Source organism: Flavobacteriales bacterium (assembly GCA_020635395.1).
Lineage (GTDB): Bacteria > Bacteroidota > Bacteroidia > NS11-12g > UBA9320 > UBA987.
Map to the genome: position 1 here is coordinate 1,460,793 of JACJZV010000001.1, position 9,758 is coordinate 1,470,550.

7 protein-coding genes and 1 tRNA gene are annotated in these 9,758 nt (G+C 37.4%); 3 read left to right on the forward strand and 5 right to left on the reverse strand.

Annotated features, from left to right (window positions below; translation table 11 throughout):
* Positions 1-93: 93 nt before the first annotated feature.
* The 3 genes from H6607_06265 to H6607_06275 form a co-directional block, all read right to left on the reverse strand.
* The gene (locus tag H6607_06265) at positions 94-1,386 is read right to left on the reverse strand and encodes a tetratricopeptide repeat protein (protein ID MCB9261961.1); all 1,293 of its coding nucleotides are present in this window, start codon (positions 1,384-1,386) and stop codon (positions 94-96) included.
* The gene (gene gyrA / locus H6607_06270; protein MCB9261962.1) at positions 1,376-3,922 is read right to left on the reverse strand and encodes a DNA gyrase subunit A; all 2,547 of its coding nucleotides are present in this window, start codon (positions 3,920-3,922) and stop codon (positions 1,376-1,378) included. Before gyrA ends, H6607_06265 begins: the two co-directional genes overlap by 11 nt.
* A 273-nt stretch (positions 3,923-4,195) precedes the next feature.
* Complete coding sequence (locus H6607_06275; GenBank protein MCB9261963.1) at positions 4,196-4,648, reverse strand: hypothetical protein; 453 nt, start codon at positions 4,646-4,648, stop codon at positions 4,196-4,198.
* A 134-nt stretch (positions 4,649-4,782) separates the two neighbouring features.
* On the opposite strand from H6607_06275, the gene H6607_06280 reads away from it, so the two are divergent.
* From H6607_06280 to H6607_06290, 3 genes are all read left to right on the forward strand, one after another.
* Positions 4,783-5,718 (forward strand): YihY/virulence factor BrkB family protein, encoded by a 936-nt coding sequence (locus H6607_06280; protein MCB9261964.1) that lies wholly within the window; start codon positions 4,783-4,785, stop codon positions 5,716-5,718.
* A 63-nt stretch (positions 5,719-5,781) separates the two neighbouring features.
* Positions 5,782-5,869 (forward strand) — tRNA-Ser (locus tag H6607_06285).
* A 59-nt stretch (positions 5,870-5,928) separates the two neighbouring features.
* Positions 5,929-7,968, forward strand: a complete 2,040-nt coding sequence (locus H6607_06290; protein MCB9261965.1) for a glycosyltransferase family 39 protein — start codon at positions 5,929-5,931, stop codon at positions 7,966-7,968.
* Here the strand turns inward: H6607_06290 and H6607_06295 are convergent, their stop codons facing one another.
* Positions 7,969-8,943: a hypothetical protein gene (locus tag H6607_06295; GenBank protein ID MCB9261966.1), complete on the reverse strand. Its 975-nt coding sequence runs from the start codon at positions 8,941-8,943 to the stop codon at positions 7,969-7,971.
* A gap of 23 nt (positions 8,944-8,966) precedes the next feature.
* Positions 8,967-9,758: T9SS type A sorting domain-containing protein (locus tag H6607_06300; GenBank protein ID MCB9261967.1), on the reverse strand; the 792-nt coding region annotated here is incomplete at its 5' end.

Here is a 9,758-nt window from a genome sequence, read left to right on the forward strand (position 1 = left end):
GTAATTTGGCCTAAAGCAATTTTCCTATAATTTATATTATGTTAAGTAGTACAGTTTAAAATAAAGCCGAAGCTATACTTCGGCTCTACTTTTTTATCCTTTTAGTTCATCAATCAAAGCCCTCATTTGTTTGTATTTGGGCTCATACGATTTATCAACGTTTTGCAACCTGCCATAGATAATTTTCAGGTTTTGTGCCAAATCAGCTTTCTCGGCATTAGTCATATTGCCATCAGCCATATTCATACATTCTTCAAAAGGAACTGCGGCCTTTTTATACAGCTCATCAATTTGACTTTCTAATACTAATTGTTTGTCGTAGTTTTTTTCAGCGTCAATTTTTTCTTTTATAGGCTTACATTTTTCAGTGTAAACCACACCCAAGTTAAAATATGCATTGAAGTATCCGGGATCCAATTCAATTGCCTTTTGATAACTTTTTTCAGCCTCATCCAGATTTGCTATTTTCTTGTCAATTTCATAAAGATTAAAATAATTCAACCCTCGTGCATAGTGCAAAATAGGATCATTTGGCTGTGCAGCAATTGCGTTATCCAATTTGTCCATCAACTCTTTGCTTCTACCCAATTTTAGCATTAAATCAAGCTCTGCATTTATCAAATTTTTGTCTTCTGGCAACGCCTCTCTTCCTAATGCCAGCGTTTCCAATGCTTTTGTAGTATCTTTTTCATTCAAATAAATTTCGTGAAGAGTGTAATACACATTTGCATCTTTATAATTTGACTCTGCCAATTGTTTTAAAGTGGATTTTGCTTTGGCCACATCTCCTCCCCTATTGGCAGCAGCAGCAGCATTTAGCATGACCATTTCTTTGCTTATGCCAGCATTTTTTTGAAGCAGCTTTTCATCATCATACTGAAATAAATCTAAAGCCGTTTCGTAAGCCTTCAATGATTTAGCAAATTCTTTATTATTATAGGTCATAACCCCTTCGTTATACAAACGAACTGCACAGTCAACCAATCCTTTTTTGGCATCTTTGGTGTGCTTGCCTTTTGCGTCAAGCTCAATACATTTTTTAAAAGATTCAACAGCCGTATAAAGTTTGTCTTTGTACTTTGCCTTTTGCTCATCCGAACCTTCAGATAAAACCGTAAGGTAGGTAAAACCTCGATAGTAAAACATTCGAGGGTCGGCAGCAGTTGTTGTATGTTTTGCGGCATCTTCAATATCCTTCACACACTCATCCAGCGTATTGTGCCATGCTTCACCAGTTCTGGCATCACCAACCGTGTTAGACAGCTTAAAAACTACCGTAGATACTTTGTTTTTTTGAGCAAATGCTGTTACACTCAACGAAAGCAAAAACGTAAATGCTAAAATTACCTTTTTTGTTGTCATTTTATAGATTTTATTAATTGTCATTATTGTCCACTATTTCAGACGAATCATCTTGCCCGTTTTCTCCGTTTTCAATTGTTCCGTCTTCCAAAGTTTCAGTATTTTCTTCCTCTTCTTCTTTATTTACCTTAGCTACAGATGCAATCTCATCTCCTTCTCTAAGTTTTATTAATCGCACACCCTGTGTGGCTCTGCCCATTATTCTTAGGGTTTCAAGCGGAAGTCGTATTGCAATACCTGAACGATTGATAATCATTAAATCATCGTTGTCGGTTACAGATTTTATGGCTACCAAATTTCCTGTTTTTTCGGTGATGTTTAAGGTTTTTACACCTTTACCACCTCTACCGGTAATACGATAATCTTCTACTGCTGTGCGTTTTCCGTATCCTTTTTCCGAAACTACCATAATGGTTTCTTCTTCCACACTCTTGACACAAACCATGCCAATTACCTCATCGTCATCATTTTCAAGTTTCACACCTTTCACTCCGGCGGCTGTTCTACCCATAGGTCTCACCAATGATTCGTTGAATCGGATGGCTTTGCCAAGTTTTTTGGCCAAAAGAATTTCGTTGTTGCCATTGGTCAATTTTGCTTCCAATAATTCATCCCCGTCTTTTACTGTTATGGCATTAATGCCGTTGGCACGTGGGCGGGAATAAGCACGAAGCGTGGTTTTTTTGATAATACCATTTTTGGTACACATAATGATAAAATTATTGTCCAAATATTCGTCATTATCCAAGCCTTCTACCGAAATATATGCTTTTACCACATCATCACTCGGAATGGCAATGAGGTTTTGAATGGGTCGTCCTTTGGTTGCTTTTGCACCTTCGGGAATTTCATATACTTTCATCCAAAAACATCGACCTTGCTCTGTAAAGAAAAGCATATAGTTGTGCGTTTTGGCCGACAATAAGTGTTCAACGAAATCTTCATCACGGTGCTTAACTCCCCTATTTCCAACCCCACCTCTCGATTGGGTTCTGTATTCGCTCAAAGAAGTTCGTTTTACATATCCCATTCTGGAGATAGTAATAACAACATCTTCGTTCGGAATCAGATCTTCGATGTTTAAATCGCCGCTGTCAAACTCAATATTGGTGCGTCTTTCGTCGCCATATTTGTCTCTAACTTCGGCCAATTCATCCTTAATAATTTGCATTCTTAATTCTTCACTGCCAAGAATTTCTTCCAATTTGGCAATGGTAAGCATGATTTCTTTATGCTCTTCTCTGATTTTGTCGCGTTCAAGTCCGGTAAGTTTTTGCAATCGCATATCCAAAATGGCTCGTGCCTGAATCTCTGACAGATTAAAGCGAGTCATTAAGCCATTTCTTGCATCTTCCGGATTATTTGATGAACGAATCAGGCTAATAACCTCATCCAGATTGTCAAGAGCAATCAATAAACCCTCTAAAATATGGGCTTTTTTGCGTGCTTCTTCCAGTTCATATTCGGTTCTTCTTATTACCACCTCATGCCGATGCTCTACATAGTGATGCACCAAATCTTTGAGATTTAAGGTCATCGGTCGGCCTTTTACAAGAGCAATATTATTAACCGAAAACGAGGTTTGAAGCGGCGTAAATTTAAAAAGTTGGTTTAAAACGATGTTCGGAATTGCATCTCGTTTTAGGTCAAAAACAATTCGCAAACCGTTTCTATCGCTCTCATCGCGTATTTCGCTGATGCCTTCTATTACTTTTTCATTTACCAAATCAACCGCTTTTACAATGATTTGGGATGGCGAAACCTGATAGGGAACTTCGTTGATAATGATTTGCTCTCTGCCGGTTTTGCTTTCTACAATCTCGGCTTTACCCCGCATTACAATTCTTCCTCTGCCTGTCTCGAAAGCATTTTTTACCCCTTCGTAGCCATATATAGTTCCTCCTGTCGGAAAATCGGGAGCTTTGATATGCTCCATCAATTCCTGTATGGTAATGTCTCTATTATCTACGTAGGCTATAACTCCGTTACACACTTCTTTAAGGTTGTGTGGAGCCATGTTGGTGGCCATACCCACTGCAATTCCTGCCGCTCCGTTTACGAGCAAGTTTGGAATTTTTGAAGGCAAAACGGTTGGTTCTTTAAGCGAATCGTCGAAGTTTGTTTGAAAATCGACCGTGTTTTTGTCAATATCCACCATCATTTCTTCGGCCAATTTTTTCAAACGAGCCTCAGTATAACGCATAGCCGCAGGGGGGTCTCCATCAATAGAGCCAAAGTTTCCTTGCCCGTCCACCATTTGATATCGCAGACTCCAGGGTTGTGCCATACGCACCATGGTGTCATACACCGAAGAATCGCCATGCGGGTGGTATTTTCCAAGCACCTCCCCCACTATCCTTGCCGATTTTTTGTATGGTCGGTTGCTGGCCAGGCCAAGCTCGGTCATGCCATAAAGCACCCTGCGGTGTACGGGTTTTAAACCATCCCTTACGTCGGGCAGGGCTCTTGAAACAATTACCGACATCGAATAATCGATGTAGGCCGTTTTCATTTCATCCTCAATATTGATTGGAATTATCTTTTCGTTCGGATTTTCCATATATATTTTTTGCGTTTTTGTTAAGCTGGTAAAACTAAAACCAACCTCAGGGACAAACGCCTTTTACGCCGCTAAGATACCAACATTTTACCTACAAACTACCCACATTTTGGGCATATTTTTACCAACAGTAATTTTTGATTTACGAAAGAGGGAAAGTTTTGATTTTCGATTTTTTGTTTTTCAGAAAACCAAATGGAAATGGTGGTAATTTGTTTAAATTTATTTAAATTTATTTTCGTAGTAATACATGGCAATTTAGCTTGAGAGTTCTTACATTTTGATTTTAATTAATCCTTTTTCAATGTCGAAAATGAGGAAAACTTCTTCCAATCTTTGTGGTTTATTCTTTCCATCCAAAAAGTAAATGTTCCAATGTTTTAATTCTACTTTGAGGTATTCATTAATTATTTTTTGATAACTTTTTACCTGTTTGCTTTCTTGTTTGTTCAAATCCCAAGTTATTTTTTTGATGGTACTTTTTTTAGATAGTTGGATAATCACTCCGGTATGAAGACTGGGTACTTTACTTCTTGCATTAGAGTCAAACCTGATAATCAATTCTTGATTAAGGTTTTTTTGGATGGTATCAAAGGGTAATAAAAAACTATTGAGAATGGCATTTAACTCTAAATCTCGATTGTCTTGATTGTACGTATTCTGAGCGTGAGCAATGCCGGATAAACTCAAGGTTACTGAAATTATTAATTTAAAACAAATTTTCATTGGAATTAAACTATTCCGTCAAATATACTCTTTTTCCAACTTAAGAAAATAAATCTAAAACATTACCCATTTAGCCAACCCCAAAATCATTTCGATACTTTGGTTTAAAAAAAATCCGTTGTTTTGTCGAAAATTTGGATTTCAATAAACAAATAGAGCAACTCGAACTGCGTGTAAAAGCGAGACTAACTCCTGCAAAAAAGCTTTTGCAGCGAAAAACATTGCCCGGATTTAAGGGTAGGTCAATCTATGATGTAGGCAAATTTTTTGTGGATTCACTTTTTGATTCTGACCTAAATGTGAGGGCCTCTTCTTTGGCCTATAATTTTTTTCTATCCTTGTTTCCTGCCATTATTTTTCTTTTTACCCTCATTGCCTATATCCCTATTGATGGGTTTCAAGAAGATTTGCTCCAACAAATTGAGCGGGTGCTGCCCCGAAACACTTTTGAAGCACTGTTTACCACCATCGAAGACATTTTGAATAATCAAAACATCACGCTGCTTTCATTTGGTTTTGTGTTGGCCATATACTTTAGCAGCACGGCTTTTCAAAACATGATGACCAATTTTAACAAATACACCAAACAAGAACACAAACGCAACTGGTTTGCCAGTCGAGTAAGAAGTATTTGGCTTACCTTGCTGGTTACTATGACTGTTTTAATAATGGTATTGGTGGTAACTTACATTAACATTAGCCTGTATATGCTTGATATTGAGGATAAAACGAGATATATTCTTCTTCAAGTGCTGCAAGTGGGGTCTATCTATTTCTTGATTTATTTGGTATATAGCAGTTTATATTATTTTGGTAGCTCTAAGACCGCAAAGTGGAATTTTTTTAGTGTGGGGTCTTCCCTGGCTACCATTCTGACCGTTTTGGCTTCTGCGGCTTTTACATTTTATGTCAACAATTTCAGCAACTACAACCGATTTTATGGTTCGGTAGGGGCATTTATAGTGCTGATGGTGTTTATTTATTTCAACTGCACCATGCTTTTGATAGGCTTTGAACTCAATAGTAGCATTGATAGGGCAGAAATCAGATCCATCAAAAACAAAGAATAAAAGTTTTTCTAAAAAATTTGTTTGACAAACGAATAAGGAAAATTATTTTTGCAGCCCTCAGAGGGAGAGATGGCAGAGCGGTCGAATGCGGCGGTCTTGAAAACCGTTGACTGTAACAGGTCCGGGGGTTCGAATCCCTCTCTCTCCGCCACAAAAAAGGCTGATGTTTCATCGGCCTTTTTTTATTAGCTTTTTTTTACCTTAGCGGCTATGTCGGGCAATAATTTTTCCTCATTAAAAATTCTGATTCTATTTATCCTTTTTGGCATAACCTACCACATTGCTGGCTACATAGGCCATTTTGGTTATGATGATATGCAATATGCCCAAATGGCATTCGACCTACTGCATGGCAAACTCAATCTAAACGACCACTATGCCCACCGCATAGCCGTGGTTGCTCCGTTGGCTTTGAGCTACAAACTATTTGGAATAAACGACACTGCCTCTGCCCTTCCCGCCATATTTGCTTATTTGATAAGTTTAGTTTTTGTTTACAACATGCTCAAAAACAATCGTTTGCAGTTAATTTTAGGCCTGTGCCTAACCGCACTTTGCAATTGGTTTCTGTTTTATAGCGATAAAATTATGCCCGACATTTTTGTGGCAATGTTTGCTTTTGGGGCAATTGTTTTTTTGCATAAAGCCCGAATAAAACCGACAAATAGTACCCTGTTTTCAATTGCTTTTTCTGCCTTTGTTTTATTGGCTTTTCTGAGCAAAGGTTCTGTAGTTTTAGCCTTTCCGTTGTTTATAACCATCTTTTTTTATGATATTTACAACAAGCAGCATCAAAAATTTTGGCTCTTTTCGATAGTTTCAGGCATTATATTGTTTTCTATCTATTTTGGCATAATGTATGGCCTCGCCGGCTCCATCACTCATCGGTTTCAGGCCATTGCCAACGGAAGTTATCTCAACCTTTGTAGCTACGACCAACAGCCATTTCATATTTTATTAAAACGCATTGGTTATCAATTTGTTAACCTATTCGTAAAAGAAGGACTTGCAGTTGGTTTAATTTTTATTTTACCAACCATATTTTCAGCCAAAATAAAAAACTGGGATTTTTGGACAAAAGCCTCTCTCCTACTGCTGATTTCGGCCAATTTTATGACTGTTTCTTTCAAAACCTATTCGCCAATGTGCTTAGACCCTCGGCATTACCTTTACATTGTTCCGGCAATTGCGGTGGCAGCGGCTCGTTCGTTTGGTTCAAATTTTCATAACAAAAGATACAAATTGCTGTTGATTGTAACATCAGCTGGCTTTGCAATGTGGTCATTCTTATTGGATTATAACAACTTTTTGCACATTTATTTACCCATTTTGGTTCTGACTGCACTTCTATTTTTAGTAAAAAAAACATATTTAATTGGAGTTTTTATGGTTTTGGCCTTCGTAGTTCAACCACTAAATATGATTAATTATGCCCATTATTCGGTTCGATACAAACTGCAAAAAGAAATTGTTTTTAATGAAGTTATTAATCAAAGAACAGATAAAGTTGTTCTGACAGACGAGGTTCAGGCACGATTGCTAAATTATTATGTAGGATTTGATTCTGTAAAAACGGGAAGATTTAAAAATGTGATGGATTTTGAGGCCGACAGTACTCAAAATTTTGTATTTCTGTTTAATCCAAACACCTTTGCTATGGCGGGTTTGCAGTACAACGATTTGCCATATTCTGTAAGAAATAACGACTCCACCAATTTAATTTTTATTGATAGATTGACTGGAATAGAAATTAGTCATCTGCCAAAAGGTTTTGCGTCTTTCAACAAAAAAATGGTGTTGACCACCAAAAATAATTTCGAAGAAAAATCGAAGTTTTGGTATGTAAACGAAGCTGAAATCAGCACGCAACATGGCTATTTAAGCACCAAAAGCAATCGGTTTGGTATGTATTCTTCCACCTATGTTTTACCCACAGATTCCATTCATTTTCAACAAGATAAAAGTTATTTTATGGAAGCCGAATTTCTATTATTCTTGTATGATAAAGCACCTAATATTCAACTCATTTTTTCGGTAGAAGATTCAACCGGAGGTTATATTTGGAAAAACTACGACGTAAGCCGGCATATTCGGGCTTACGGCCTCTGGGAACCAATTTACATCCAATTTGACGAAGTGGGCAAAAACATCCGACCCAATTCTTTGCTAAAAATATATTTACTAAACGAAGATTTAAAAGAGGTTTATGTGGATGATTTTACCATTAAAATTAGTGAAATAGAACGGTAACTATTTGAAAATAAATTTATTGCAAAGCACACCGGCATCAAAATGGCGTTTAAAATCAAAGGTGGATGTATAAATGGAAACCTCACTCCGATTGACAAAATCTTTGGCATCCGACAAAATAAAATCTCCTGTTTTTGGGTGGATATCAAAACCATAAATGTTGGATTCGGGCAAATCCAACTCTTTTTTTATGAATGAATAATCTGCGGAGCTGAATGAGTAAATGCCTTTAAAAGCCATATAAATTCTATTGTCCACCGCACTTTGCTGCAACCGGATTGGCTTTTCTGCATTGGCAAACTCATGGACTAAAACGGCGGTCTTAGTGCCATTTTTAATCACGTAAAACGCGGCTTTTTCTGATGAGCCAAGTTTTCCTTCGCACAAAACTCCTAAGTCATCATTTTTAAACTTACAAATGGAGTTGGTATTGTTTCCAATTTTTATGCTATCTGTTATGCTAAGTTTTTCAATATCAATTAAATAAAGATATGGTTTTTCTCTATTCGCAACCCACAAAACCTCATTAGAAACCAACATATCGTCCGTCCAACCATCGATAGAAATAGTGGCAGAAATGCTCATTTTATTTATATCAACCACATAAATTTTATCGGCATATAAATCACTTACAAATACCTTGTTTCCTGATGATATGGCATATCTCGGAGAAACGAACCCCTCAATACTATTTTTAATTTTTAGGCTGGACGTGTCCACAATCCAAATTTTACCAGAATTGTTCACCACCAACCAATAATCACCATTTATGATGGCAACTGATTGAAAAACATCGCCAATGGGTATTTCATTTTTCTCAAAAAAAACGTCCTTCGAGTATTCATTCGATTGAGTGTTAAAGAAGCCAAAACTCGAATTGCCTTGCTGAAAATTTCCTTCGTTAACAGTATAAAAACCACTTTGGGTGTCGGTAGTTTTTGGAGGTATATCATCATCTTTACACCTTGCAAACAATAAAGACAACCCAAGTATAAGGCCTAATCTATACATAATTTTTGGATGGTGGTTTTCCCATATTTCTCCATTCTGAGTAGATAAATTCCTGCTGAAATGTTTTGCAAATCAATGCTATTCCCGCCCTCAATTTCCAAAATGACTTCACCAGCCAGTGTTATTATTTCTGCTTTTTCAAAGCCAACATTTGTTGTTATACTACTTCCTGATTTTGCCGGATTTGGGTAAAAGAAGTTTTCATTTTTCGAGAATTCAAAAATAGTAGTTGTCGGATCGCCCAAGACACCAACCGCATCCAAATCAAAGCCACCCGACTCAAAAGCTGTTGGCCATGGATCATTTATTTTATGGTTTTGGGCATCTCTTCTGGCCCAATTGCTGTCCAGGTTTCCAACCACGTCCACCAATCGCATGTAGTAAATGGCAGAAAGATCTATTTTGGTCGAGTCTTTGAGTTCCTCCAAATCAAACGGAGTGCCATAAGGTGCCTGATGTTTGCCCGCCAAATTTTTATACCACTCCGGATTCATTGCCGCCAAATTTTCGATTTGCACATTGGTGTCGGCATTTGAAAATGCAGGAAACCGAACAAAATCAAGGCCATTGCTGCTCACTTCTACAAAAGCCAACTCTAAAAAATAACCGCCTTGCCATTGAAAACCATTTTCGAAAACCACAAAATCAAAACCTTTTCGGTTTTGAATTGGTTCGTCAAAAAACAGGATAATGCTGCCACCATCGCCCAAGCTAATCGAGTAATTATCCGCGGCACCCACTGCATGTCTCGTGTCACCAGTGTTTACTTTTCCTAATGA